This is a genomic window from Leifsonia sp. NPDC080035 (assembly GCF_040050925.1).
GTDB lineage: Bacteria > Actinomycetota > Actinomycetes > Actinomycetales > Microbacteriaceae > Leifsonia.
In genome coordinates, this window is the sequence record NZ_CP157390.1 from 2583092 (window position 1) to 2608500 (window position 25409).

Consider the following 25409-nt stretch of genomic DNA (forward strand, 5'->3'; position numbering starts at 1 on the left):
GGTGGCCGCGGACTCCCGGCGGCCGTGGCCGTTGATCGTCGTCGGCGTCGTGGTCGTCCTCGTGACCGGGGCGCTGGCCTTCTCCGCCGGCCGGCTCAGCGTCGCCTCGGCGCAGACGCCGTCGGAGACGAGTGCGGAGGCCGGCTTCGCCAGGGACATGCAGGTGCACCACCAGCAGGGGGTCGAGCTCGCGATGATCGTCCGCGATCGGACGGCAGACGCCGCGACCCGCACGCTGGCATACGACATCGCGACCACGCAGGCTCAGCAGGCCGGTCAGCTCTTCGGCTGGCTGGTGCAGTGGAAGCTGCCGCAGGCGGGGTCGGAGCCGGAGATGACCTGGATGACGCGCCCGGCCACCGTCGGCGCCGCGGCGGGCGGCGGCCACTCGCACGGCGCATCGGGCGCAGGCCACCGCCCGGGGGACCCGATGCCGGGCCTCGCGACGCCCGCCCAGATCGCGCAACTGCGCGCGGCGACCGGCGTCGACGCCGAGCGGCGGTTCCTCACGCTGATGATCGCCCACCACGAGGGTGCCGTCGAGATGGCGGAGGCGGTGCTCGCCCGCAGCGAGAACCCCTCCGTCCGGACCTTCGCCGACGCGGTCGTGAAGAGCCAGGAGTCGGAGATCACCCTCATGCGGGGAATGCTCGCCGAGCGGTCCTAGAAGCCGACGTGTCGTTCCAGCCACGGGATAGCTGGGAATCCGGCGCGCTGACCGGGCCGCTTCCCAGTGCGCGCCGCTATACTCCTTGCGAAATGGACGACCCTCCTTCACGACATCTGTCCGCACCGCGCCCATTCGATTCGCGCCCATTCGATCCGCGCCCGCACGAACGGCTGACTCCGGGGCGGGGTGATTCCCGTGGCCGCTGAGTGGATCATGCTGGCCGTCGGTCTCCTGCTGACGGTCGGCACCGGTCTGTTCGTCGCGAGCGAGTTCGCACTGGTCAACCTCGACCGGGGCGATCTCGAGGCCCGTCGCGAGCGGGGCGAATCGCGGCTGACCATGACGATCGCCGCGCTGAAGATCACCTCGACGCACCTGTCGAGCGCGCAGCTCGGCATCACCCTGACGACCCTGCTCACCGGTTACACGATGGAACCGGCGATCAGTTCGCTGCTGCGTGGGCCGCTGACCGCGACCGGCCTGCCGGAGGGCGCCGTCGCGCCGATCGCCACCGTGGTCGCGATCGCCGTGGCGACGCTCCTCTCGATGATCCTGGGCGAGCTCGTGCCGAAGAACTTCGCGCTCGCCCTGCCCATCGCGACGGCGAAGCTCGTCATCCCGTTCCAGACGGTGTTCACGGCCGTCTTCCGGCCGTTCATCGCCGTGCTCAACGGCACGGCGAACGGCTTCCTCCGGCTGCTCGGCATCGAGCCGAAGGAGGAGCTCTCCGGTGCCCGCACCGCCGAGGAGCTGTCCTCGCTCGTCCGCCGCTCCGCGAGCGCCGGCGTGCTGGAGGAGGACACGGCGACCCTGCTGAGCCGCACACTCGCGTTCTCCACCCGCACCGCGTCCGACGTGATGACACCGCGTCCCCGGGTGGAGGCGGTCAAGCGCACCGACCCCGCGGACGCCGTGATCGGGCTCGCCCGCACGACCGGCTACTCCCGGTTCCCCGTCGTGGACGAGGATGTGGACGACGTCGTCGGCTTCGTGCACGTGAAGCAGGCCGTCGCCGTGCCGCGCGAGCGCCGTGGACGGGTCCCCGTTTCGGCCCTGCAGACCGAGGCGCTGCGCGTCCCGGAGACGATGAGCCTCGACACGCTCATCGGCGAGCTGCGCGGCCGCGGCTACCAGATGGCCGTGGTGGTCGACGAGTACGGCGGAACCTCGGGCATCGCCACACTGGAGGACCTGGTCGAGGAGATCGTCGGCGAGGTCGCGGACGAGCACGACCGGACGAGGGCGGGAGTGGTGCGCGGCCGCGGGTCGATCACGTTCCCCGGCATCCTCCGACCCGACGAGCTGCTCGAGCAGGCCGCCGTCACCGTGCCGGAGGAGGGGCCGTACGAGACCGTCGCCGGATTCGTCATGAACGAGCTCGGCCGCCTGCCGAAGGTGGGCGACGAGGTGGCCATCGACGGCGGCACGCTCCGGGTCGAGCGCCTCGACGGCCGGAGGGTCGACCGCATCCGGTTCACCCCGGACCCGGAGGGGGTGGCCCATGAGTGACTGGGCCGGAATCGCGTGGCTGGTCGTGCTCCTTGCCGTCAACGCCTTCTTCGTCGGCGCCGAGTTCGCCGTCATCTCCGCGCGCCGCTCGCAGATCGAGCCGCTCGCCGAGCGCGGCAAGCGCAGCGCGAAGACCGCGCTCTACGCGATGGAGCACGCGACGCTGATGCTCGCGACGACCCAGCTCGGCATCACCGTGTGCTCGCTGCTGATCCTGAACGTGTCGGAACCGGCCATCCACCACCTGCTGGAGGTGCCGCTGCATGCGACGGGCTGGCCGGAAGAGGTCATCGGGACGATCGCCTTCGTCGTCACGCTCGTGCTGGTGTCGTTCCTGCACGTCGTCTTCGGCGAGATGGTGCCGAAGAACATCTCGTTCTCGATGCCGGACCGCGCAGCCCTGCTGCTCGCGCCCCCGCTGGTGGCGATCGGCCGCGCGGTGCGCCCGATCATCGTGGCGCTGAACGCGTCCGCGAACGCCGTGCTGCGGCTGTTCCGGGTGGAGCCGAAGGACGAGGCCGCGAGCACCTTCACGCTGGACGAGGTCGCGACCATCGTCAGCCAGTCGACGCGGGAGGGTGTGCTGACCGACAGCACCGGCGCGCTCACGGCCGCGTTCGAGTTCACCGAGAAGAAGGTGCGGGACGTGATGGTGCTGCCGGAGACCCTGGTCTCGCTGCCGCTGGCGCCGACCCCGTCCGACGTGGAGAAGGCGGTCGCCAAGCACGGCTTCTCGCGGTACGTCGTGCCCGACGGGGACGGGGAGCCGACCGGCTACCTGCATCTGAAGGACGTGCTCGACCTGGAGGAGACCGGGTTCGAGCTGCCGGTTCCCGCCAAGCGCATCCGCCGGCTCGTCACGGTGTTCGTCGACGCGGACCTCGAGGATGCACTCGCCACGATGCGGCGCTCTGGCAGCCACCTCGCCCGCGTTGTCGACGTCGAGGGCTCGACGGCCGGCGTGCTCTTCCTCGAGGACATCATCGAGGAGCTGGTGGGCGAGGTGCAGGACGCGACGCGACGCAGCTGAGTCGTGCCGCCCGGGCAGGCCCGCCGCGGCCGCCTAGAACGACACGTCCAGCATCCCCGCTCGTCGAGGGCGCGAGTAGCATGCCGCCCGGAGATGAAGAGGAGGAATTCTCATGTTGGAGTCATGCGTGACGTACTCCGTCCTTCCTGCTTCGGACCTGGCGCGTGCCACTGCGTGGTACCGCGACAAGCTCGAGCTCGAGCCGGAGACGACGAGTGAGCAGGGTGTCCGCTACCGCACGGGCAGCGAGTCGAAGATCTACGTGTACGAGACGGCGAACGCCGGAACGGCGCAGAACACCGCGATGTGCTGGCTGGTGGACGACATCGAGGCGGCCATGGAGCACCTGCGGGGGAGAGGAGTCGTGTTCGCCGACTACGACTTCCCCGGCCTCAAGACCGAGAACGGCATCGCCACCGACAGCGAGGGCCGGTCGGCCTGGTTCCAGGACAGCGAGGGCAATTACCTCTGCCTGACCCAGCCGGCCTGACCGCTCGCGGCGCCGCCTCAGCGCCAGACGGCGCGGAGGTACTGCGGCGGCCAGTAGTCGATCCGCACGCCGAGCTCGTGCGCGGCCCGCAGCGGGAAGTGCGGGTCGCGCAGGAGTTCGCGCGCCAGCATCACCGCGTCCGCGCTGCCGTTCTCGACGATGTCTGCGGCCTGCTGCGGCGTGGTGATGAGGCCGACGGCGCTCACATCCACCTCGGCGGAGCTGCGCACGTGCTCGGCGAACGGCACCTGGTAGCCGGGCTGCAGCGGGATGCGGATGCCGGTCTGGATGCCGCCGGAGGAGATGTCGAAGAAGTCGGCTCCCGCCTCCTGCGCCCAGCCGGCCACGGTGGCGGTCTGCTGCTCGTCCCACCCGCCGGGCGTCCAGTCGCTGCCGGAGAACCGGACGAAGACGGGCACGCCGTCGCCCACCTCCTCGCGCACGGCAGCGACGATGCGCAGCAGCAGGCGGGCGCGGTTCTCGAGCGACCCGCCGTACTCGTCCTCACGCCGGTTGGCGATCGGGGAGAGGAACTGGTGGAGCAGATAGCCGTGCGCCGCGTGGATCTCGAGGATGCGGAATCCCGCGTCCACCGAACGACGCGCCGCGGCGCGGAAGTCGGCGACGATCTGGTCGATGCCGTCCAGGTCGAGCTCGGCGGGAACATCGAAGTCGCCGAACGCGATCGCCGACGGCGCGACCGCCCGCCAGCCGCCCTCGGCCTCTGGGACGCTGCCGTGCCGGTCCTCGAAGCCCCACGCCGGCCAGCTGGAGGCCTTGCGTCCCGCGTGGGCGAGCTGGATGCCGGCGACGGCGCCCTGCGACTCGATGAACTCCGCGATCGGACGCCAGGCCTCTGCCTGCTCGTCCGTCCAGATCCCGGTGTCTCGCGGCGAGATGCGCGCCTCGGGGCTCACCGCGGTCGCCTCCGTGAAGACGATGCCGCTGCCGCCGGTCGCGAACGAACCGAGGTGGACGAGGTGCCAGGTCTGCGGGATCCCCGAGTGGTCGAGCACCGAGTACTGGCACATGGGCGAGGTCCAGATCCGGTTGCGGGCGGTGACGCCGCGCAGCGTGAACGGGTCGAATAGTGAAGCCATGTTAACCACTAAGCCGCCAGGGCCTCGAGATATGCCCGGAGGTCGGCGGCGTTCGTGTAGACGTGGCCGGCGATCCCGAGCGCCTCGGCGCCGCGGACGTTCTCCTCCTTGTTGTCGACGAAGACCGTCTGCTCCGCGGTCGTGCCGAGCTCGGCGAGGACGTGTCGGAAGATCTCCGCACTCGGCTTGATCGTGCCGAGCTCGCCGCTGACGAAGACCTGCTCGAACAGGTCGCCCAGCGTCCCGTGCCGGAAGTACGAGCCGAAGTCGCGTCCCGCGTTCGAGAGCAGCGCGAGCCGGGTGCCGCCCGCCTTCAGGTCAAGCAGCACCTGAAGGGTGTCGTGGTCGATGGTGAGCCAGCTGCGGAAGTCGGCGAGCCAGAGCTGGTGGATGCGCGCGTCCGCCCACTGCTCGCCCAGCTCGCCCTCGATGCCGCGCCAGTACTGCTGGATGCTCATCGTGCCCTGATCGAGCGCGTTCCTGTGCCGCCAGTAGGCCGGCCAGAACACCTCGGAGTCGCCGCCGGCCAGCTCGACGAGCGCCGCGCGGTCCGCCTCCGTCGGCGTCACGGAGATGACCTCTCCGTAGTCGAAGACGATCACGCGACCGGGGATGGCGATGCTCACCACACCAACCTATCGTGAGGGGTGGAGGTGCAGGTGAGCGAGGGACGCAGCTGGGAGGAACGGGACGCGCGCGAGTGGATCGCGGTGCCGCAGGAGGGCGACGACAAGTACTCCCGTGGCGTGCTCGGCGTCGTGACAGGGTCGGCGATGTACCCGGGCGCGGCGGTGCTGGGCGTGGAGGCGGCGGCGCGGACCGGTGTCGGGATGGTGCGCTATCTCGGCGCCGACCGTCCCACCGAGCACGTGCTGCGGCGCCGGCCCGAGGTGGTCTCGGCGCCGGGGCGGGTGCAGGCCTGGCTGATCGGGTCCGGGATGGACGCGTCCTCGCGTCCCGCGGACGATGCCGGACGGCTGGCGGTGGCGCTCGGCGACGGAACGCCCGTCGTGGTCGACGCCGGGGCTCTCGATCTGGTCGGCAGGGCTGCCGGCCCCGTTGTCATCACGCCGCACTACCGCGAGCTCGCGGGCGTCCTCGCCGCCGCGGCCGACGACGACTCGGACGCCGTGACGGCGGACGAGGTGCGCGCCGACCCCGCCGCGTGGGCGGCACGGGCCGCGGCTGCGCTCGGGGTCACGGTGCTCCTGAAGGGCCACACGACCCACATCGTCACGCCGGATGGCGCGCACCGCACCGTCAGCGCCGGCCCCGCCTGGCTGGCCACAGCGGGCAGCGGCGACGTGCTCGGCGGGGTTCTCGGCGCGCTGGTGGCGACGCACGCCGACGCGGTGCGCGAGCACGGCCACGCGGCGCTCGCGGCACTGGCCGCAACGGCGGCCTGGCTGCACGGCCGGGCGGGGGAGTCGGCGTCGGCCGGCGGCCCGATCGTCGCCCTCGACATCGCCGAGGCGCTGCCTTCGGTGATCCGCAGGGTGCTGGGCGCCTAGGGCCGTCAGAGCGGACAACCGCATCCCCTAGGATGAGGCGCTATGGGGATGGAAGCCGCGCCGGTGCCCGCACCGGCGACACCCGACGCCGTCCCCGGGACGATGCGCCGCCTGGCCGCGAGCCCGCTCAGCCTGTGGATCGGGTTCCTGCTCGTCCATCTGCTGCTCGCCGCGCTCGCGCTGCACCAGGGCAAGGGGCTCGGCGACGTGATGTTCGTCTACAAGCCGTGGGCGGAGCTCGCCGCGATCGGCAAGCAGATCGTCGGCGTCGACTCCGACTGGGTGTACCCGTTCGGCGCGCTGGTGCCGATCATGCTCCCGCTGCTGTTCGGCGCCGACAACTACGTCGGCGGCTGGCTGACGATGGTCACGCTGCTGAACGCCGCGGCGTTCGCCGTGCTGATCGTCGGAAGGGAGCCGCGCCGGATCATCGCCGCGTGGTGGTGGCTGGGGTTCCTGCTGCTGCTCGGGCCGATCGCGGTCGGGCGCCTGGACTCGGTGTCCGCCTCGCTCGCGATCGTCGGTCTGCTCTGGCTGACCCTGCACGAGAAGGCGGCGGTCGTCGTCCTGACCGTGGCCACCTGGATCAAGGTGTGGCCGGCGGCCATCCTCGTCGCCGCCGTCATCGCACTTCGCAGCCGCTGGCGGATCGTCGCGGTGGGCGCCGTCACGAGCGCGATCATCGTGGCCGTCCCGCTGATCTTCGGCGCCGGCCTGCACGTGCTCAGCTTCATCACGATGCAGACCGGCCGCGGTATCCAGATCGAGGCCCCGGTCGCGACGTTCTGGATGTGGCAGGCCGCCTTCCAGGTGCCGGGTTCCGTCGTCTACTACGACACGACGCTGCTGACGTTCCAGGTCACCGGCGACGGCACCATCCTGGCCGGCGCGCTGATGAACCCGCTGCTGGCGGTCACCGCGGTGACGGTCGCGCTGATCGGCATCCGCTCGCTGCACAGGGGGACGCCGTACACCCGCATCCTGCCGGAGCTGTCGCTTGCGCTGGTCACCGCGTTCATCGCCTTCAACAAGGTGGGGTCCCCGCAGTACATCACCTGGCTCGCCGCGCCCGTCATCATCGGCCTGGTCTACCAGGGCCGCGGATTCAAGACGCCGGCGGTGCTGGTGCTGGTGACGGCCGCGCTCACGCAGGTGATCTATCCCTACTTGTACGACGGACTGCTCGGGACACCGGTGCCGGTCATGGTCGCCGTGCTGACGCTGCGCAACCTCAGCTACTTCCTCATCCTCGGCTGGTGCATCGGCGCGCTCTGGCGCAAGCGGCACGCGGACGAGGCGGCGGGCGACCTGCTGCCCGCGCACGCGTGGCCGTTCCGCGCGGCGCCGGACGCGCATCCCGTTCCCGTCCGCGAAGCCGTGGACTGACCAGGGACGAACCCGCGAGCGGCTCCTAGACTGGGACGGACGAAGGAGGGTCACATGCTCGTCGCATTCTCGGTCGCCCCCAGTGGCGGCGAAGGGCCGGACGCCTCGGTGCACGACGCCGTCGCGGCGGCCGTCCGGATCGTGCGGGAGTCGGGGCTGCCCAACCGCACGTCCTCGATGTTCACCGAGATCGAGGGCGAGTGGGATGAGGTCATGGACGTCGTCCGGCGCGCCACCGAGGCGGTGGGCGCGTACGGCACCCGGGTGTCCCTCGTGCTGAAGGCCGACATCCGCCCCGGCTACAGCGGGGAGATCGACGGCAAGGTCGAGCGGCTCGAGGCCGCGCTGGAGCAGGGCGCCTAGCGATGGACTGGCTGTATCTCGGGCTCGTCGCGCTTCCGTGGTGGCTGCCGCTGCTCGTGCTCGCCTGCGTGCTCGTGGGCGGTGCGGCGCTCGGCGCGGTCATCGTCGCGGTGGTCGGGGCCGTGCGCACGGCGTTCGCGCCGCAGGACACGGCCGAGGACGTCGACGTCGCGGAGTTCTTCGCCGACGCCGCGCGCTGAGCGCCGCCGCAGCGGCCCTCGGTGGCCGTGCGGCGGCGGACGCGGTCAGGGGAGGAGCGGCGTCCCTCGTCGCCACACCTGCCGGATCTCCAACGTGTCCGAGATCCGCGTCGTGGGGTCGCCGTCGACGAGGAGCAGGTCGGCGCGAAGCCCTTCGGCGATCCGGCCGCGGTCGGCGAGCCCGAACCGCCTGGCCGGGGTCGCGGTCGCGGCGCGCAGAGCCTCTGCAGGGGTGAGTCCGGCACGAACGAGCAGCTGCAGCTCGTGGTGGACGCTCGCGCCGTGCGCCAGGCCGCCGAAGGCCGGCGCGGGGAAGGATGCGTCCGTGCCGACGAGGATGTCGACACCCGCCTCGTGCAGCCCGCGCACCGACGCCAGCACGTCGTCGAGGCGTCCCTGCGGGTAGCGGTCGTAGCTGCCCTCGAGCGTGGCGAGCCACGCGTCGTCCAGCCGGGAGCGCACGCGCGGGTCGGCGGCGAGGGCGGTCGCGGGGATGCCCATCATCGACGCGTCGAGCACCACGCACGGCACGACGAACGCGCCGGACGCGGCGACGGCGTCGATGACCTCCGCGGTGTGCGGCCGGTCCATGAAGAGGTGCGCGAGGCCGTCGATGCCGGCCGAGACGGCGGAGGACGTGGCATCCAGCGTCAGGGTGTGCGCGACGGTGAGCAGGCCGCGCCGGTGCGCCTCGGCGACCCCGGCGGCGATCGTCGCGTCGTCGAGCATCGGGAGGCCGGGGGCGCCCTCGACCGTGCCGTCGTCGATCATGAACTTGATGTAGTCCGATCCCGATGCTTGCAGGAGCGGGACGAAGGCGGCCGCCTCCTCCGGGGTCGTGGAGAACGGCATCACGATGTCCGCCCACGGGTCGCCGCCGTGCGCCGCATCGGCGTCGTCCCACGGCGCCTCGTCGGACTCCCCGTCGTCGTCCATCAGTTCGCTCGGGTGGCCGCCGGGCGGGGTGATCCCGAAACCGGCCGAGCGCACGTCGGCGAGCGTGTCGTCCTTGCTCACCTGCCCGCGGTTGCCCCGGGTGAACATCCCCTGCATCTCGAGCTCCGTGGTGACGCCGAAGGCGAGTGCGGTGCGGAGGCCGTCCTCCGAGGTGTGCACGTGCGCGTCGATGAGCCCCGGGAGCAGCGTGCCCCCGCGTGCGTCCACGATCTCGGCGTCGCGCGGTGCGGCACGTCCGAGGGAGCGGATCCGGCCCCCCTCGATCACCGCCGTCGTGGCGTCGATGGTGCCCTCGCCGTCGAAGATGCGGGCGTTGATGATGGCGGTCGTGCTCATATCGGGTTCCTTCCTCCGTGGGATCGGATCGACCATAACAGAATTCTGTAGTCACTACAGAAAAAGTATCACTCCGAAAATGGATAGGATCCGAGAAAGTCTCTAGACTCGGGGTATGGCCGCAGGAACGGGACTCAGGGAGCGCAAACGCGCGCAGACGCGCCTCGCACTGCACGAGGCGGCCCTCCGGCTGTTTCTCGAGCGCGGCTTCGACGACGTGACCGTTGCAGAGATCGCGGACGAGGCGAACGTGGCACTCACCACGCTCTTCACCTACTACCCGGAGGGGAAGGTCGCGCTGGTCTTCCCGCAGGAGGAGGACCGCCAGGACGCCCTCATCCGGGCGGTCCGCGAACGGCCAGGAGGCACGGATCCGCTTGCGGCCGTCCAGGAGTTCATGGCCTCCCGGTTGCCGTTCGATGCCGAGGACGAGCACACGGAACGGCTCCTCGACCTCATCTTCGGAACGCCGGCGCTGCGCGCCTACGTGCGCAAGAACTGGACCGACTGCGAGGACGCCCTCACCGCGGTCCTGGCGGAGGAATGGAGCGATCGCGGGCGCATCGACCTGCGGGCGCTCGCGCGCTTCGTCCTCGAGAGCCCTGACATCGCCGCGCGCGAGGAGTCGCCCGGCGAGGCGCTCGCCGTGATCTTCGCCAACCTGCGCCGCGGCTGGAGCGTGTGAGCGCCGGGTCTCAGTCGATCGGGACCGGGTCCGCGTGCTGCGCGTGCACCACGCCGGTGTCGACGCCGCGGCGGACGCGGGAGCGGTCGATCCCGAACGACACCAGCGCCAGCGCGATCCCCGCCACGCAGAGGACCGCGCCGACCGCGACGGGCGAGAGGTAGCCGAAACCGGCGGCCACGGTCAGCCCGCCGAGGAAGGCGCCGGCCGCGTTCGCGATGTTCAGCGCGGAGTGGTTGAGGGCGGCGGCGATCGACTGGCTGTCGTGCGCGACATCCATCAGACGGGTCTGGATGGTCGGCGACAGCGCGGAGGATGCGCCCGCGATCACGAAGACCGAGATCAGGAGGCCGACGATGCTCCACGCGGTGAGGAACAGCGCGGCGAGGCCCACGAGCAGAACGACGAAGAAGAGCATCATCGAGCGCGGCACGCTGCGGTCGGCCATGCGGCCGCCGAGGATGTTGCCGACGGTCATGCCGATGCCCACGAGGATGAGCACCAGCGGCACGGTCGACGCGGGCAGCCCGGTGACGGAGGTGACCATCGGCGCGATATAGGTGTAGACGGCGAAGAACCCGCCGAAGCCGATGGCGCCGATCAGCAGCGCCAGCCACACCTGCAGCCGGCCGAACGCCCTCAGCTCGTTGCGCATCGTGGCCAGCGGGTTGCCCGCCTGCCACGGGACGAGGAGGGCGACGGCGGCGAAGGTGGCCGCGAAGATCGCCGCCACCACCAGGTAGGCGATCCGCCAGCCGTGGGCCTGGCCGACCCAGGTGATGAACGGGACTCCGATCACGTTGGCGATCGTGAGCCCCGAGAGCACGAACGCGACGCCCTGGCCGCGCTTGCCCGGCCCCATCAGGGAGGCGGCGACGAGCGAGGCGATGCCGAAGTACGCGCCGTGCGGAAGCGCGGAGAGGAAGCGGGCCACGAGCACCAGGCCGAAGGTCGGCGCGAGCGCGGAGGCGATGGTGCCGACCGTGAAGGCGACGAGCAGCCACAGCAGCAGCTTCTTGCGCGGCCAGCGGGCGGCAAGGGCGGCGATGGTGGGCGCGCCGACGACGACGCCGAGCGCGTAGGCCGAGATGATCCAGCCGGCCTGCGCGTTCGCCGCGTCCGGCGACTGCGCGTAGACCTGCGGGAGCAGGTCGTGGGCGATGTTCGGGAGGAGCCCCATCGCGACGAATTCGGTGGAGCCGATGCCGAAGCCCCCGAGCGCGAGGGCGAGCAGGGCAAGACGAATACGGGCCGACGACAACTGCGTCGGCCCGGCGATGACGGGGTTCACCCGCCAAGCATATATCGAATCGTTTCGATCGACCGTCGACCCGCACGCCCGGGGGCGGCGGCGGGTGGTGCCGGGCGTCAGTCGTTCTGGAGCAGGATGCCGTCCTGGATCGCGCGCTTGCGCAGGGCGACCTTGGTGCCGACGTCGTAGCCGGCCACGCGGTACTTCTCACGGATGCGCTTGAGGTAGCTCTTGGCCGTCTCGTCGGAGATGCCGAGCTGGAAGGCCACCGCCTTCACCGGCTCGCCTGCCCCGTACAGTGCCATCACCCGGCGCTCCTGCGCGCTCAGCTTCGGCGCCCCGCCGACCTCGCCCGCGTTCAGCGCCAGGTCGAGCTCGGCCGAGATGAACGACTCGCCCTTGCTGGCCGCGCGGATCGCCTCGACGATCATCTCCGCGTCCTCGCTCTTGACGAGGTAGCCCATCGCCCCGGCCGCGAGCGCCTCACGCACGACGGCGGGCTCCGAGTACGTGCTCATCAGCACGGTGCGCACGCCCGTCGTCTTCAGCGTCGACAGTTTGAGGGAGACCGGGATGTTGTCCTTGAGGTCGAGGTCGAGCAGCACGACGTCCACCGGGAACTCCGGGTGGGTGAGCAGTTCGGGCCAGGTGGCTACCGCCGCGACCATCCGGATGTCGTCCGCGGCATTGCGGATCCATTCGGTGAGGGCGCCGAGCAGCATCTTGTGATCGTCGACGATCGCGATTCTGATGGGGGGAGCCTCGCTCACGAGCAAGCCTTTCTTCCTGTGGGCGCCGTCTGGGTCAGCTCAGCTCGGCGGTGGTGTCGCTCACGGTGGTGATCTCGAGCCGGAGCGTCGAGCCGGAGAAGGACTCGACGTGGCGGCCCACCTTACGGATAGCTTGCCACGCCGCAGGGTCTACCCCGTTTCGCGGCACACCGGTGGCAGTGATCACAATCGACATGGTCGTTCCGGGCCCCTCGACCCGCCCGATGTCGAGATCGAGGCTGCGCGACTGGCCCGCCCCGGTGCGCACCGGGTCGCTGATGAGCAGCCACACCGCGGTGAGCAGGCCGTCGCGCTGCTCGCGGCTGAGGCCGGCGGCGAGGCCGTCCGGGTCGCTCAGCGTGACCGCGGGGCCGAGCAGCGCAGACTCGGTCACCGCGTGGTACAGCCAGGTCTCCTTGCGGCCCTGGATCAGGTGGAGGCGCAGCTCGGTGGCGATGCTCGCCGCGGTGCCCGCCGTCTCCTCGTCCAGGGGCAGTGCGGTGCGGCCGGTGGCGACACCGTCGAGCAGTCGCTCGGCGGCGAGGTCGAGGCGAGCCAGCTCCTCGGACGCCATCATGCCCACCGCGTAGCCCGGGGAGGAGACGGTGCTCTGCACCTGCACCAGGTCGAGCTCCAGCTGAACGAGGGTGCTGAGCGAGCGCACGATCTGCACCCCGACGAGCGGGGGCGCGACGGCGACCGCGATGGTCGCGAAGCCGGGTCCGAGCATCTGCATGTCCGGCAGCGAGCGGATGACCAGCACGGTCGCCACGGCCGCGCCGAGCACGATCGTCGCCAGCACGATGTCCCGCGCCGGGCGGACGGGAGCGCAGAGCAGCAGGGCAGGTCCGACCGCGGCCGCGGCGGTGAGCGGCAGCCACGTGCCCGCGCCGGTCGTGCCGAGCACATCCAGCGCAACCACGATCGCCCAGACGACGAGAGCGCCGGCGAACACCCACGTCGGCAGCACGTCGGGGAGCCGGAACCGTAGCACCAGCGCGACCACCAGGGTCGCGATCAGCAGGCCCCACGCCGCGCCGGTCAGCGCCGGCTGCGGGTCGTAGCCGATCGTCAGCGCCGCGACGACGAACAGGAAGGCGATGAGCGCGACGGAGGCGACGTTGAAGCCGAGGTCGAGGCGCGCGCGACTCAGCACATCCCGCTCCTGGCCGCCGGAGCCGGAGCGCCCGAGCTGCCGGTGCGGGATGGTGCGCTCGTCGACCCTGCTCACTTCGGCACCTCCAGCACCACGGTCGTCCCGCTGCCGGGGGACGAGAACAGACGGGCGTTGCCGCCGACGTCGCGCAGCCGGGCCACGATCGACTCCGTGAAGCCGAGTCTGCCCTCCTGGATGCTCGCGACGTCGAACCCGACACCGGAGTCGGTGACCATCGCACGCACCGTGGTCTCGTCGTCGGTGATCGTCACGTGCGCCTCGTTCACGCCGGAGTGCCTGCGCACGTTCTCCAGACACTCGGCGAGGGCGAGCAGGAACGCGTCGAGGATGTCGCTCGGCAGCAGCACCTGGCCGGAGCCGTGCCAGTTGACCTCGAGGCCCATCCGGCGGAACCGCTGCTTGACCGACTCGAGCGTGTTCCCGAGCGTCGACTCCTCCACGGGCTTCAGCCGGTAGTCGCCGGACCGGCTCGGGTCCGGCGTGAAGCCGAGGCGCAGCTGGCGCAGCAGCGCGGCATCCTCGGCCGCCTGCTCCCGCAGCGCCCCGACGCTGACGCCGACGCCCGAGTGCGCGAGCAGGGTCAGCGTCGCCAGGACCGTGTCGTGGAGCAGCCGCGCGCCCTGTCTGCGCCTGGCCTCCGTCTCGCTCGCCTGCCGCTCGACGCGGTACGCCCTGCTCATGGTGGAGATGCGCTTCAGCGTCCGCGGCACGGTGCGCGAGAGCCAGATGCCGGTCGCGGTGAGCGCCACCCAGCCGGCGACGACGAAGACCAGGGCCTCGGTCATCCGCGAGCCGGTGACCATCAGCGTCGAGACCGTGGCGAGCACGGTCGCGACGGCGGCGACGACCAGCTGCGCGATGCTCGCCCGAGAGGTGCTGCCGAGCACGCTCACGCTGGGGATGGCCGCCGCGGCGATGACGCCGACCGCACTCACCGCCGAGGGAGCCAGGGCGTGCTGCGGGAGCAGATGGATGAGGATCAGCGCGACGCCGGCGACCACGATCACCCAGAGCCACAGCCGCATCCGCAGCAGGGCCGGGAGCTGGAACTGGGCGTAGCCCATGCAGACCAGCAGGACGAGGGAGGCGAAGTACAGGGGGAGCGGCAGGGTGCCCGGCACGCTCAGGCACAGCAGCGCGGTCACCGTGGCGGTGAGTCCGACCGTCCGCGCGGTGGTGGCGAGGAGCCGATCACGCTCCTTCTGGATGCGCGACATGCCCCTCCGTTCCCTCACTCCGCGAGCAGCCGCCTCAGGTGGGCGCTGACGGCGTCGTCCTCGATCAGGAATCCGTCGTGGCCGAAGTCGGAACGGATCACCACGGGAATCCTACCGTCGATCGTGTCCCGCAGATGGGAGGCGATGAGTTCCTGTCCCTCCACGGGGAAGAGCCGGTCGCTGTCGATGCCGAGCACGAGCGTCCGCGCGGTGACCAGGGACAGCGCAGCGGCGAGTCCGCCGCGTCCCCGGCCGACGTCGTGCGAGTTCATCGCCTCGACCAGGGTGAGGTAGCTGTTGGCGTCGAACCGGCGGGTGAACTTGTTGCCGTGGAAGTCGAGGTAGGACTCCACCGCGAAGCGGCCGCCGCCGCCGAGCGGGCTGATACCGCTCTGCCACGCGCGTTCGAACCGCGCGTTCAGCTCGGACGGGCTGCGATAGTTCAGCAGCGCCATCCGCCGGGCGAGGGCGAGCCCGCGGTGCGGGCCTTCGCCGTCCTTCTCGTCGTAGTAGTAGCCGCCGTGGAACAGCGGGTCGGTGCGCACCGCCTCGATCTGCACCGAGTTGAGGGCGATCTGGTCCGCGGTCGAGAACGGCGGAGCGGCGAGGACGGCGAGCCGCTCGACCCGCTCGGGGAAGCTGACGGCCCACTCCAGCGCCTGCATCCCGCCCATCGAGCCGCCGATCACGGCGGCCCAGCGGCCGATCCCGATCGTCTCGGCGAAGGCGGCCTGCGCGTTCACCTGGTCGCGGATGGTCGTGAACGGGAAGCGCGGCCCCCACTCGGCGCCGTCCGGGGCGATGGAGGCGGGTCCCGTGGTGCCCTGGCAGCCGCCGAGCATGTTGGGCACGACGACGAACCAGCGGTCGGTGTCGATGGCCTTGCCCGGCCCGATGATTCCCTGCCACCAGCCCGCCGTAGGGTGACCGGGACCGGGGGCGCCGACCGCGTGGCTGTCGCCGGTGAGCGCGTGCAGCACCAGCACGGCGTTGTCGCGCTCCGGGCTCAGCTCGCCCCAGGTCTCGTAGGCGACCCGCACGAACGGGAGCGTCTCCCCGCTCTCGAAGCGGAACTCGCCGATGCCGGCGAACCGCCGGCCGCCGACCGGGTCGGACTCCTTCCACGCCCCGCTGGCGTGCGGCTTTCCGAGCAGCGAACGCGCCTGCTCCTCGGTGATGAAACTCGAGGGGGCCGTGTCGGCCGACGTCTGCCACTCCATGCGTCCCATTCTTGCGGAGCGGCACAGAGCACGCTGACGTGTTACGCCGGGCCCCGGTCAGCCGTCGTCGGAGCCCTCGTCGGCCCGCTGCTGTCCCGTCTCGTGCTGGTGGCGCTGGCGGAGGTGCTGGGTGCGCTCGTTGAGGTAGCTGACGATGGTGGCGCTGGAGGTGCCGACGATCGCGATGCCGCCGATCATCAGCACGACGGCGAGCAGCCTCCCGGTGACGGTCACCGGGTAGTAGTCGCCGTAGCCGACCGTCGCCATCGTGACGCAGGCCCACCAGAGGGCGTCGCCGAACGAGCGGATGTTCGAGCCGTGCGCGTAGCGCTCCACCTGGTACACGGCGAGCGAGATGACGTAGACGAACATCAGGACGAACGAGCCGGCGACGATGAGGACCCTGCGTCGCAGGTGCGATGCCGTGTTCCCGCGCAGCAGCGGCACCCGGCCGAGGTCGCCGAGCAGGCGGAAGGGCCGGGCGAGCGGCAGCAGCACGGACAGCAGGTCCACGGCGTTGCGCCGCACGAATCGCCGTTTGTCCTCCGCGTAGACGAGCCGGACGGTGTAGTCGAGCAGGAAGAGCACCCAGATCAGGCCGAGGACGCCGATCAGCGCGAGGTACACCGCGTGCGGCATCCCTGGCTGCAGGATCGTCCAGGAGTAGGCGATGAGGAAGACGACGCTCGCGCCGATGCCGGGCCAGGCGGTCGCCTGCTCCCAGCGTTTGCGCTTCGCGTCGTCGCTCACACGCTAATTCTTGACCGTGAGCGGGCCCTTGTGGAAGCGGTGGGATGCGGCCTGGGCGACCGGCTTCACCACGATGAGGTCGAGATCCACGTGCCGGGGGAGCGTGAGGGCGTGCACGATCGTCTCAGCGACGTCCTCGGCGACGAGCGGCTCCGGCACATCCTCGTAGACCGCGTCGCGCCTCGCCTTGTCGCCGTCGAAGCGCACCAGCGAGAACTCCTCGGTCGCGACCATCCCCGGCGCGACCTCGATCACGCGGATGGGCTCGCCGTTCAGCTCCAGCCGGAGCACCTCGGTGAGCGCGTGCTCCGCGAACTTGGCCGCGTTGTATCCGCCGCCGCCGACGTACGCGGTGTGGCCGGCGATGGAGGTCACGGTGACGATGTCCGCGTGGCCGCTGGCCCTGGCGCCGTCGCGCAGCAGCGGCAGCAGCGCGCTGATCACGCGCTTGGTGGCGATGACGTTGATCTCGTACATCCACACCCAGTCGTCGATGCTGGAGGCCTCGACCGAGTCGAGCCCGTGCGCCCCGCCGGCGTTGTTGACGAGCGCGTGGATGCCGCCGGTCGCGGCCAGGTGGTCGCGGAGCGCGTCCACCTCGTCCTGCTTGGTGAGGTCGGCGACGAACACGTCAGCGCCGGTCTCCTCCGCGAGCGCACGGAGGCGGTCCTCGCGGCGGGCGACGCCAACGACGTCCCAGCCCTTCTCGCGGAACAGGCGGACCGTCGCCTCGCCGATGCCCGAACTCGCTCCCGTCACGACCACTCGTCTGTTGCTCATCTGCCCATTCTCACGGGTTACGGCATGTTTCGGGTGCGTTGCCCCGGTGGAGCACGCCGTCTAGCCTGCTAGGAACCACCCGAGAACGAGGAGTAGTGCCATGACCGACGCCGCCGACTGGCAGTTCGAGACCAAGCAGATCCACAGCGGCGCCGCGCCGGACCCGGTGACCAACGCCCGTGCGACCCCGATCTACCAGACGACGTCCTACGTCTTCAACAACGCGGAGCACGCGAAGAACCTGTTCGCGCTCGCCGAGTTCGGGAACATCTACACCCGCATCCAGAACCCGACGCAGGCCGTGGTGGAGGAGCGCGTCGCCGCGCTCGAGGGCGGCACCGGAGCCCTCCTCGTCGCCTCGGGCCAGGCCGCGTCGACCTTCGCCATCCTGAACATCGCGCAGGCGGGCGACCACATCGTCTCCTCCAGCTCGATCTACGGCGGCACCTACAACCTCTTCAAGTACACGCTCGCCAAGCTCGGCATCGAGACCACGTTCGTCGAGAACCAGGACGACGCCGAGGAGTGGCGCCGCGCGGTCCGCCCGAACACCAAGCTGTTCTTCGCGGAGACCATCGGCAACCCGAAGATCAACGTGCTCGACATCGCGCTCGTCGCCGACGTCGCGCACGAGGCCGGCGTCCCGCTGATCGTGGACAACACGATCGCGACCCCGTACCTCATCCGCCCGCTGGAGCACGGTGCCGACATCATCGTGCACTCGGCCACCAAGTTCCTCGGCGGACACGGCACCGTGATCGGCGGCGTGGTCGTGGACGGCGGAAAGTTCGAGTGGTCGAAGAACCCGGAGCGCTTCCCCGGCCTCACCCAGCCTGACCCCTCGTACCACGGCGCCGTCTACACGGACGCGGTCGGCGACGCGCTCGCCTACATCATCAAGGCGCGCGTGCAGCTGCTCCGCGACCTCGGCGCGGCCATCGCCCCGGCGAGCGCCTGGCAGCTCATCCAGGGCATCGAGACCCTCTCGCTCCGCGTGGAGCGCCACACCCAGAACGCGCAGGACATTGCGGAGTTCCTCGAGAACCACCCGGACGTCGCGACGGTGAACTACTCGGGCCTGCCCACGAGCCCGTGGTACGCCACCGCCAACAAGTACGCGCCGAAGGGCGTCGGCGCCGTGCTGTCGTTCGAGCTGAAGGGCGGCGTCGACGCCGGCCGCGCGCTGGTCGACAACCTCTCGCTGTTCAGCCACCTCGCCAACATCGGCGACGTGCGCAGCCTTGTCATCCACCCCGCGTCCACCACCCACTCCCAGCTGACCCCGGAGCAGCAGCTCACCGCCGGCGTCACGCCGGGCCTGGTGCGCCTGTCGGTCGGCCTCGAGAACATCGACGACCTGAAGGCCGACCTCACCGCGGGCCTCGCCGCGGCCCGCTCCGTCGTGGAGGCCGCGCGCGCCTGACGCGTCCTGCGGTCTCGGGAGGCCCGGCGAGCGAGTGCTCGCCGGGCCTTCCGCGTTGCGGTCCCGTCGGCGATAGTCTCGACCGACGGACCGCCCGCCCGCCCCGGGTGGCGACACCTCGCTGGGTCCGAGCCAGAGCTGATCGGAGGAGAAGCAGCGATGTACGCCGAAAGTCTCAGCAGTCCCCTGCAAGGCCGGGTCGTCTACCGGGAGGGCGACCTCGCCTTCGACTTCGAGCCGTCCGACCTTGCAGACCTTCGGCGGCGGCGCTTCGAAGTCGGCACCCTGGTGGCCGAAACGCTCTCCGTGGAGGTCGGCTTGCCGCAGGGAATCATCCTCTACGCCTGGGGCTACTCGCCGTGGCAGGCCTGGCTCACTGTTCCCGGCGCTCCCGTCGACGTGGTCGACGGCGTCGTCATGATCGACCCGGAGGGAATCGTGCCCGGTGTGGGGTTCAGCCTCCAGAAGGACGAGAGCGACGTGTGGTGGACGCAGTACGACCCCGAGTCCGGGTGGTGCAACGTGACCAACGGGCGCCGCGACGCCGTGGCGACGCGCGTGGCGACGGACACCGTGATCGGGACGGACGAGACGGGGATCACGTCCGTGTGGCTGCGACCTACCTTCCTGCCGTAACCTCCGGCGCCGCCAACGGTCGCGACACGCCGCCTTGGGCGCGCGGAGGCGGCGTGTCGCGACCGCTCGGCCGGGGGCGCGGGCCGAGGCGGCCTACGCCCGCGCCTCCGCGACGCAGGCGCGGAGGAGGGCGATGGCCTCACGGGCGTCGCCGGCGGTGAAGGTCTGGCGGTCGCCGGCGCGGTCGCGGACCACGCGGTCGAGGAGGTCGGCGTGCTCCGGCCAGCGCTCCTGGGCGAACCGGGCCGCCGCCGTCTTCGAGAGGATGCGGCCGGTCTCCAGCGTGGCGACCAGCCGGATGGGCCCCAGGGCCAGCCAGCGCACCGTCTCCGATCGCACAGGGCCGTCGTCGGGGCGGTCGGCGATCTCCGCCTCCGCGCCGTCGCCGAGCGGCCCCCAGTACTCGATGAGGTTCTCGCGCGAGAACGTCACCACGCCCTCCGCGACGTCCGGGTGCCGGTCGGCGGTGGGGGACCAGATGACGTCGCCGCCGTCGACCACGCCCTGCACGCCGTCCTCCAGCTCCCGCCAGGTGACCCAGCTGAGCTGGCCGCCCTCCAGCGCCGAGACGAGCACGCCCTCCACCACCTGCGGCGCCGTCTGGACCGCGTCCGGGCCGCGCGCGATCTCCGACTCCGTCAGGTAGACGCCGTCGATGTGCGGGTCGGACGCGGCGTGCAGACCCGCGAGCGCCTCCAGGTCGTCCTTCGGGTCGCGGGTGACGACGAACACCACATCGATGTCGCTGACGCCGTGGTGCCAGTCCCCGGCGACGGCGGAACCCGTCACGATCGCACGGCTCACCAGCCCGGGGGCGAGGCGTCTCTGCTCGAGGAGGAAGCGCGTGAGCGCGTCGTCCACCGCCTTCGGCAGCTGTGCATCCATGGGATCCCCTTCCGTCAGATCGCGGGCACCTCCGCGTCCGCGAATGCCAGCTTCGGCACGAAGAAGAGGAGCACCGCGGCGACGAGGGCTCCGAGTCCGCAGATCGTCCAGACCAGCATGTAGCCGAACAGGCTCGCCGCCGTGGCGGTGACCGTCGCGGCGCCGGTCAGCAGCACGACGCCGAAGACCGCCGAGGCGAAGGAGCCGCCGATGGTCTTGGTCGTGTTCGTCATCGCGGTCGCGACGCCGGTCTGCCCGCGCGGTGCTGCGGCCGCCGCCGCGGCCGGCAGCGCGCCGACGAGGGCGCCGGAGCCGATGCCCGCGATGGCCATGTTGGTGAAGACCTGCCAGGTGTCCAGGTGGAACGGCAGGAACAGCAGGTAGCCGATCGCCACCAGGAAGGACGCGCCGATCAGCGTGACCCGCGGGTTCAGCCACGACGACACCAGCGGGAACAGCACCGCCCCGACGATCATCGAGATCAGGTAGGCGCCGATCAGGATGCTGCGCTGCCCGGCCGAGAGGCCGAGGCCGTAGCCGTTGACCGGGTCGGTCCCGGCGTAGGTGCTGAGCGGCGCCTGTGCGCCGAGCAGGCTGATGCCGACGAGGCCGGCGGTCAGCTGCACCGGCCACATGTTCGGCTTGCGCAGCACCCGCAGGTCGATCGCGGGATCCTCCTGCCGCAGCTCCCAGCGGGCGAACGGGATGAACGCCAGCACGCCCAGCACGATCAGCGCCCACACCCACCAGGTGCCGACGCCGTTGATGCGCAGGAACGTCAGCCCCGAGGTGATCAGCAGCAGCCCGAAGGTGAGCAGGATGAAGCCGATGCCGTCCAGGCGGCGGCCGGGCACCGGCTCCGACTCGGGCACCCCGAACAGGATCGCGAAGAAGACGAGCGTCACGGCCACCGCCGGCACCATCAGCGTGAGCGCCACATTCTCCGCGAACGCGGTGAACAGCATCCCGGCGCCCACCGCCCCGAGGATCGCGCCGAACTCGAGCGCGACGACGAGCAGACCGGCGGCGCGGCGGGTGCGGGAGGCGGCGGTGCCGGTGCGGCGGCCGCGGTCGAAGATGAGCGCCACCTCCAGCGGCAGCCAGACCACGTAGAAGCCCTGCAGCGCGAACGCGACGAGGTACGTCGTGAAGTCCTGCGAGAACGCGAGCGCCCACGTCGACAGCGCGGTGAGCAGCGTGGCGAGAAGCAGGATGCGCTTGTGGCCGAACATGTCGCCGAGCTTGGCGAGCACGGGCACGACCAGTGCGGAGAGCAGCAGCTGAGCGGCCTCGAACCAGTTGTAGTCCGCGTCGTGGATGCCCAGGTGCTTCACGATGTCCGAGATCAGCGGCACGTAGTAGCCCTGCAGGATCCCGCTGGTCAGCTCGACGAGGGCCAACCACCCGATGAGTGCGGCCGTCGCGCCGATGGCTGTCGTCGTCCGGCGCTGGGCGACCGCCTCTTTCGAAGTCATGCGCGGATGCTAACACCAGCCACGCCCTTGTACGGTAGATGCGTGGCCAGCGAAATCGACGATTCAGGTTCAGGCGTTCTCGCGGAGACGGAGCGGGAGGTCCTGGGCTGGCTCGAGTTCGGCGATGCGGCCCGTCATCTCGCGGGAGAGGTGGTCGAGTCCGGGTTCGAACCCGACATGGTCGTCGCCATCGCCCGCGGTGGCCTGCTGCTGGCCGGCGCCATCTCCTACGCGCTCGGGATCAAGGCGTGCGGGGCGCTGAATGTCGAGTTCTACACCGGCGTCGACACCCGCCTCCCGGAGCCGGTCGTGCTCCCGCCGATGCTCGACGCGGCCGCCTTGCAGGCCAAGCGCGTGCTCCTCGTCGACGACGTCTCCGACTCCGGCCGGACTCTCGCGATGGTGGTCGACCTGATCGGTGCATCCGGCGCCGACGTGCGCACCGTGTGCCTCTACTCGAAGCCGCGCACCGTGCTCGAGCCGGACTTCGTCTGGCGCCGCACCGACCGCTGGATCACCTTCCCCTGGTCGGCGCTGCCGCCGGTGACGGCGACGTCCCGCTGAACGCCGTGCCGAAGTCCCTGGCCGAGCTCTCCGCCGACGGGTCGATGGACCCGGGATGGGCGGATGCGCTCGCACCCGTCGCCGACCGGATCGCCGGGATGGGCGACTTCCTGCGCGCCGAGGTCGCCGCAGGTCGGCCGTACCTGCCGGCGGGACCGAACGTGCTGCGGGCGTTCCGGGCGCCGCTCGCCGACGTCCGGGTGCTCATCGTCGGCCAGGACCCGTATCCGACCCCGGGCCATCCGATCGGCCTCTCGTTCGCCGTCGAACGGGATGTGCGGCCGCTGCCGAGGAGCCTGCAGAACATCTACCGAGAGCTGCGCGACGACCTCGGGCACGTCCCGCCGCCGCACGGCGACCTGAGCGCCTGGTCGGACCACGGCGTCATGCTGCTGAACAGGGTGCTCACCGTGCAGCCCGGCGCGCCGGCGTCGCATCGCGGCAAGGGCTGGGAGCCGATCACCGAGCACGCCATCCGCGCGCTCGTCGCGCGCGACCGTCCCTTCGTGTCCATCCTCTGGGGCCGCGACGCCTCCACTCTGAAGCCGCTGCTCGGCGGCAACCCGGTGATCGAGTCCGCGCATCCGAGTCCGTTGTCGGCCTCGCGCGGGTTCTTCGGCTCCCGGCCGTTCTCGCGGGCGAACGCCATGCTGCAGCAGACCGGCCAGGAACCGGTCGACTGGTCGCTGGCTCCGTAACGCCGTCGCAACACGGGCGACGTAGGCTTGTGCCGTGCTGGAAGAGGAATACGAGACGCGCCGCGTCCTGCCGCGCCACCTGCGCAAGCAGGCGCCGGAGGAGGCCGCGTTCGAGTACAGCATCCGGGATGCCACGCTGCAGGATCTGCCCGACATCCGCGAGATCTACAACCACTACGTCGCCAACAGCACCGTGACCTTCGACGAGGACGCGATGACCCTGCGCGAGTGGAAGAGCAAGTTCGCCTACCTGCACAAGCTCGGGATGCCGTTCATCGTCGCCGTCTCGCCGAGCGGACAGATCCTCGGCTACGCGCTCGTCTCGCCGTGGAAGCAGAAGAAGGCCTACCGGTTCACCGTCGAGAACTCGATCTACCTCGGCGCCGCCTCCACGGGGAAGGGCCTCGGCCCGGTGCTGATGCAAGAGCTGATCGACCGGTCGAAGGCCGCGGGGCTCAAGGAGATGATCGCGGTCATCGCCGACAAGGGCGCGGAGGCGTCGATCAAGATGCACGAGAACTTCGGCTTCACCGAGATCGGCAGGATGGGCCGCGTCGGCTACAAGTTCGAGCGCTGGCTCGGCACGGTGCTGATGCAGAAGTCGCTCAAGTAGCGTCGCAGCCGCGATCGGCGGCGGGGCGGGTCTAGGCTCGCTCCGTGACCACCGTGACTTCCAAGGAGGGCCGGGTCGCCGATGCACCGACGGCGGCCGGGCGCGCGGCGAACCTGCCGCTGCGCAAGCGCCCGATCGACATCTTCTTCATCGTGATGTTCTCGCTGTTCAGCCTCACCTGCATCATCAGCGACGCCATCCCCACGCTCGGCATCCCGCAGACCGCGACGACGACGAACATCCTCGCCCAGTGGAACTACACGTACTCGTCGCAGTACGACCCGCTGTACATGCACGAGCCGCTCTGGCTGCGGTTCATCACCGGCACGAGCGCGTTCGTCTACCTGCCGTTCTACATCCTGCTGATCGTGTGCCTGGCGAAGGGCTTCAACTGGATCCAGCTGTTCTCGGTGATCTACGCCACCATGATCATCAGCCTGACGGCCATCCCGATCTTCGGCGTCGAGTTCTTCGGACCGGTGGGGGAGCGCACCCCGAACCCGCTGGTCTTCCTGCTCTACAACGGGCCGTATGTGCTGGTGCCGTTGCTCCTGCTCATCCGGATGCGAAAGCCCATGCCCTTCACCAGGAGGTTCTGACATGCCGCTGCTCGAGGATCTGACCGTGTACGAGGACGGCGACGTCTTCTCGGTCTACGACCACTCGTTCGAGGAGGAACCGGGGCGGGGACGCAAGCTCGGCGAGATCGTGAAGCAGGGAGACGAGTACGTCCCCTCCGGCTTCGGGGCCGTGTACGAGCACCCGTCGCCGGCGCTGACGATCGACGACGCCGTCGCCGCGTTCGTCGGCTCGGCCTGACGCCTGCTGCGGCGCGTTCCGGTGCGCCGGTGCGCCGGTGCGCCGGACTCAGGCCGGGTGCCGGCCGCCGAGCTCCAGCAGCCCGACGCCGCCGATCAGCAGCACCAGCCCCAGGATCTGGACCCAGGTGAGCGACTCCTTGAAGAAGATCCAGGAGATGACGGCGATCACGGCGACGCCGACCGCCGACCAGATCGCGTAGGCGACGCCGAGCGGCACCCCGCGGGAGAGCGACTGCGACAGCGCGAAGAACGACGCCAGATAGCCGACGACGACGATGACGAAGGCCCACCACTTCGGGTTCTCGCCCGAGGTGAACTTGAGGAACGTGGTCGCGACGACCTCGGTCGCGATGGCGACGGCGAGGAACAGGTAGCCCACCACAGCACAACGCTAGCGAGCGGAAGGAAACAGGGGATGGACGACACGGCACGGGTGCGCCAGCTGCGCATCGTGGTGGAGGCGGAGGACTACGACGAGGCGCTAGCGTTCTTCCGCGACGCGCTCGGGATGCCGGAGCAGGAGAGCTACTCCGGCGACGGCGGGGCGAGGGTGGCGATCCTCGACGCAGGCCGGGCGACGCTCGAGATCGCGAACCCGCAGCAGAAAGCGATGATCGACGAGGTGGAGGTCGGCCGCCCGGTCGCCCCGCGCATCCGGCTCGCATTCGAGGTGGGCGACAGCAGGTCCGTCACCGCGCGGCTGGTGGATGCGGGAGCCGAGCTGATCGCGCCTCCCACCGTCACCCCGTGGAACTCTCTCAACGCGCGGCTCCAGGCACCCGGTGAACTCCAGGTGACGGTGTTCCAGGAGCTGGATGAAGCGCCCCTATGAGTTCGCTGCGGATCCCGCCCGGAGGTGTCGCCGCGGCCTAGCCTGAGGGCACGACATCG

General features: G+C 70.7%; 30 protein-coding genes. 17 read left to right on the forward strand and 13 right to left on the reverse strand.

Annotated features, from left to right (window positions below; genetic code table 11):
* Position 1: 1 nt before the first annotated feature.
* The 4 genes from AAME72_RS12560 (at position 2) to AAME72_RS12575 (ending at position 3699) form a co-directional block, all read left to right on the forward strand.
* Positions 2 to 667, forward strand: a complete 666-nt coding sequence (locus AAME72_RS12560) for a DUF305 domain-containing protein (RefSeq protein WP_348786892.1) — start codon at positions 2 to 4, stop codon at positions 665 to 667.
* A gap of 216 nt (positions 668 to 883) precedes the next feature.
* Entirely contained in the window at positions 884 to 2179 is a 1296-nt protein-coding gene (locus tag AAME72_RS12565) for a hemolysin family protein (RefSeq protein WP_348790131.1), read from the forward strand.
* A complete protein-coding gene (locus AAME72_RS12570; RefSeq protein ID WP_348786893.1) occupies positions 2172 to 3209 on the forward strand; it encodes a hemolysin family protein in 1038 nt (345 codons plus the stop codon). The genes AAME72_RS12565 and AAME72_RS12570 overlap by 8 nt, the downstream gene beginning before the upstream one ends.
* Before the next feature lie 112 nt (positions 3210 to 3321).
* Positions 3322 to 3699, forward strand: coding sequence for a VOC family protein (locus tag AAME72_RS12575; protein WP_348786894.1), 378 nt, complete (start codon positions 3322 to 3324; stop codon positions 3697 to 3699).
* A gap of 17 nt (positions 3700 to 3716) precedes the next feature.
* On the opposite strand, the gene AAME72_RS12580 is transcribed toward AAME72_RS12575, so the two are convergent.
* A complete protein-coding gene (locus tag AAME72_RS12580; RefSeq protein WP_348786895.1) occupies positions 3717 to 4799 on the reverse strand; it encodes an NADH:flavin oxidoreductase/NADH oxidase in 1083 nt (360 codons plus the stop codon).
* A gap of 8 nt (positions 4800 to 4807) precedes the next feature.
* Positions 4808 to 5425 (reverse strand): HAD family phosphatase, encoded by a 618-nt coding sequence (locus AAME72_RS12585; RefSeq protein ID WP_348786896.1) that lies wholly within the window; start codon positions 5423 to 5425, stop codon positions 4808 to 4810.
* Between the two features lie 33 nt (positions 5426 to 5458).
* Here AAME72_RS12585 and AAME72_RS12590 point away from each other — a divergent pair, with 33 nt between their 5' ends.
* Genes AAME72_RS12590 through AAME72_RS12605 form a run of 4 tightly spaced genes read left to right on the forward strand, consistent with a single transcriptional unit; the run spans position 5459 to position 8259 of the window.
* Complete coding sequence (locus tag AAME72_RS12590) at positions 5459 to 6310, forward strand: ADP/ATP-dependent (S)-NAD(P)H-hydrate dehydratase (protein WP_348786897.1); 852 nt, start codon at positions 5459 to 5461, stop codon at positions 6308 to 6310.
* 42 nt (positions 6311 to 6352) lie between these two features.
* The gene (locus AAME72_RS12595; RefSeq protein ID WP_348786898.1) at positions 6353 to 7696 is read left to right on the forward strand and encodes a hypothetical protein; all 1344 of its coding nucleotides are present in this window, start codon (positions 6353 to 6355) and stop codon (positions 7694 to 7696) included.
* Between the two features lie 54 nt (positions 7697 to 7750).
* A complete protein-coding gene (locus tag AAME72_RS12600) occupies positions 7751 to 8059 on the forward strand; it encodes a thiamine-binding protein (RefSeq protein WP_348786899.1) in 309 nt (102 codons plus the stop codon).
* A gap of 2 nt (positions 8060 to 8061) precedes the next feature.
* Positions 8062 to 8259, forward strand: coding sequence for a hypothetical protein (locus AAME72_RS12605; RefSeq protein WP_348786900.1), 198 nt, complete (start codon positions 8062 to 8064; stop codon positions 8257 to 8259).
* A gap of 45 nt (positions 8260 to 8304) precedes the next feature.
* Here AAME72_RS12605 and AAME72_RS12610 read toward each other — a convergent pair whose 3' ends face one another.
* The gene (locus AAME72_RS12610; RefSeq protein WP_348786901.1) at positions 8305 to 9552 is read right to left on the reverse strand and encodes an amidohydrolase family protein; all 1248 of its coding nucleotides are present in this window, start codon (positions 9550 to 9552) and stop codon (positions 8305 to 8307) included.
* Positions 9553 to 9667: 115 nt separating this feature from the next.
* On the opposite strand from AAME72_RS12610, the gene AAME72_RS12615 reads away from it, so the two are divergent.
* Positions 9668 to 10237, forward strand: coding sequence for a TetR family transcriptional regulator (locus tag AAME72_RS12615; protein ID WP_348786902.1), 570 nt, complete (start codon positions 9668 to 9670; stop codon positions 10235 to 10237).
* A gap of 10 nt (positions 10238 to 10247) precedes the next feature.
* Here AAME72_RS12615 and AAME72_RS12620 read toward each other — a convergent pair whose 3' ends face one another.
* The 7 genes from AAME72_RS12620 to AAME72_RS12650 all read right to left on the reverse strand — a co-directional run bounded on the left by AAME72_RS12620 (position 10248) and on the right by AAME72_RS12650 (position 17403).
* Positions 10248 to 11528: an MFS transporter gene (locus AAME72_RS12620; RefSeq protein WP_348786903.1), complete on the reverse strand. Its 1281-nt coding sequence runs from the start codon at positions 11526 to 11528 to the stop codon at positions 10248 to 10250.
* 77 nt (positions 11529 to 11605) lie between these two features.
* Positions 11606 to 12259, reverse strand: coding sequence for a response regulator transcription factor (locus tag AAME72_RS12625; protein WP_314149100.1), 654 nt, complete (start codon positions 12257 to 12259; stop codon positions 11606 to 11608).
* Positions 12260 to 12293: 34 nt separating this feature from the next.
* The gene (locus AAME72_RS12630) at positions 12294 to 13490 is read right to left on the reverse strand and encodes a hypothetical protein (protein ID WP_348786904.1); all 1197 of its coding nucleotides are present in this window, start codon (positions 13488 to 13490) and stop codon (positions 12294 to 12296) included.
* Positions 13487 to 14653 (reverse strand): ATP-binding protein, encoded by a 1167-nt coding sequence (locus AAME72_RS12635; protein ID WP_348786905.1) that lies wholly within the window; start codon positions 14651 to 14653, stop codon positions 13487 to 13489. The genes AAME72_RS12630 and AAME72_RS12635 overlap by 4 nt, the downstream gene beginning before the upstream one ends.
* A gap of 14 nt (positions 14654 to 14667) precedes the next feature.
* Positions 14668 to 15873, reverse strand: coding sequence for a homoserine O-acetyltransferase (locus tag AAME72_RS12640; RefSeq protein WP_348786906.1), 1206 nt, complete (start codon positions 15871 to 15873; stop codon positions 14668 to 14670).
* Between the two features lie 57 nt (positions 15874 to 15930).
* Positions 15931 to 16623, reverse strand: a complete 693-nt coding sequence (locus AAME72_RS12645) for an ion channel (protein WP_348786907.1) — start codon at positions 16621 to 16623, stop codon at positions 15931 to 15933.
* Positions 16624 to 16626: 3 nt separating this feature from the next.
* Entirely contained in the window at positions 16627 to 17403 is a 777-nt protein-coding gene (locus tag AAME72_RS12650; RefSeq protein ID WP_348786908.1) for an SDR family oxidoreductase, read from the reverse strand.
* Between the two features lie 100 nt (positions 17404 to 17503).
* Here AAME72_RS12650 and AAME72_RS12655 point away from each other — a divergent pair, with 100 nt between their 5' ends.
* On the forward strand, positions 17504 to 18826 hold the full coding sequence (locus AAME72_RS12655; protein ID WP_348786909.1) for a bifunctional o-acetylhomoserine/o-acetylserine sulfhydrylase: 1323 nt from the start codon (positions 17504 to 17506) through the stop codon (positions 18824 to 18826).
* Between the two features lie 159 nt (positions 18827 to 18985).
* The gene (locus AAME72_RS12660) at positions 18986 to 19462 is read left to right on the forward strand and encodes a hypothetical protein (RefSeq protein WP_348786910.1); all 477 of its coding nucleotides are present in this window, start codon (positions 18986 to 18988) and stop codon (positions 19460 to 19462) included.
* Positions 19463 to 19555: 93 nt separating this feature from the next.
* On the opposite strand, the gene AAME72_RS12665 is transcribed toward AAME72_RS12660, so the two are convergent.
* Positions 19556 to 20347 (reverse strand): nucleotidyltransferase domain-containing protein, encoded by a 792-nt coding sequence (locus tag AAME72_RS12665; protein WP_348786911.1) that lies wholly within the window; start codon positions 20345 to 20347, stop codon positions 19556 to 19558.
* Between the two features lie 14 nt (positions 20348 to 20361).
* A complete protein-coding gene (locus AAME72_RS12670; RefSeq protein ID WP_348786912.1) occupies positions 20362 to 21822 on the reverse strand; it encodes an MFS transporter in 1461 nt (486 codons plus the stop codon).
* Positions 21823 to 21864: 42 nt separating this feature from the next.
* On the opposite strand from AAME72_RS12670, the gene AAME72_RS12675 reads away from it, so the two are divergent.
* From AAME72_RS12675 to AAME72_RS12695, 5 genes are read left to right on the forward strand one after another with little or no spacing between them, the layout of a single operon-like run.
* Positions 21865 to 22386: a phosphoribosyltransferase gene (locus AAME72_RS12675; RefSeq protein ID WP_348786913.1), complete on the forward strand. Its 522-nt coding sequence runs from the start codon at positions 21865 to 21867 to the stop codon at positions 22384 to 22386.
* 5 nt (positions 22387 to 22391) lie between these two features.
* Positions 22392 to 23084, forward strand: a complete 693-nt coding sequence (locus tag AAME72_RS12680) for a uracil-DNA glycosylase (RefSeq protein ID WP_348786914.1) — start codon at positions 22392 to 22394, stop codon at positions 23082 to 23084.
* A gap of 34 nt (positions 23085 to 23118) precedes the next feature.
* The gene (locus AAME72_RS12685; RefSeq protein WP_348786915.1) at positions 23119 to 23697 is read left to right on the forward strand and encodes an N-acetyltransferase family protein; all 579 of its coding nucleotides are present in this window, start codon (positions 23119 to 23121) and stop codon (positions 23695 to 23697) included.
* A gap of 44 nt (positions 23698 to 23741) precedes the next feature.
* Positions 23742 to 24296 (forward strand): DUF2781 domain-containing protein, encoded by a 555-nt coding sequence (locus AAME72_RS12690; RefSeq protein WP_348786916.1) that lies wholly within the window; start codon positions 23742 to 23744, stop codon positions 24294 to 24296.
* A 1-nt stretch (position 24297) separates the two neighbouring features.
* On the forward strand, positions 24298 to 24516 hold the full coding sequence (locus AAME72_RS12695; protein WP_348786917.1) for a hypothetical protein: 219 nt from the start codon (positions 24298 to 24300) through the stop codon (positions 24514 to 24516).
* Positions 24517 to 24564: 48 nt separating this feature from the next.
* On the opposite strand, the gene AAME72_RS12700 is transcribed toward AAME72_RS12695, so the two are convergent.
* On the reverse strand, positions 24565 to 24900 hold the full coding sequence (locus AAME72_RS12700) for a multidrug efflux SMR transporter (protein ID WP_348786918.1): 336 nt from the start codon (positions 24898 to 24900) through the stop codon (positions 24565 to 24567).
* A 33-nt stretch (positions 24901 to 24933) separates the two neighbouring features.
* Here AAME72_RS12700 and AAME72_RS12705 point away from each other — a divergent pair, with 33 nt between their 5' ends.
* Positions 24934 to 25350 (forward strand): VOC family protein, encoded by a 417-nt coding sequence (locus AAME72_RS12705; RefSeq protein WP_348786919.1) that lies wholly within the window; start codon positions 24934 to 24936, stop codon positions 25348 to 25350.
* The last annotated feature ends 59 nt before the right edge of the window (positions 25351 to 25409 follow it).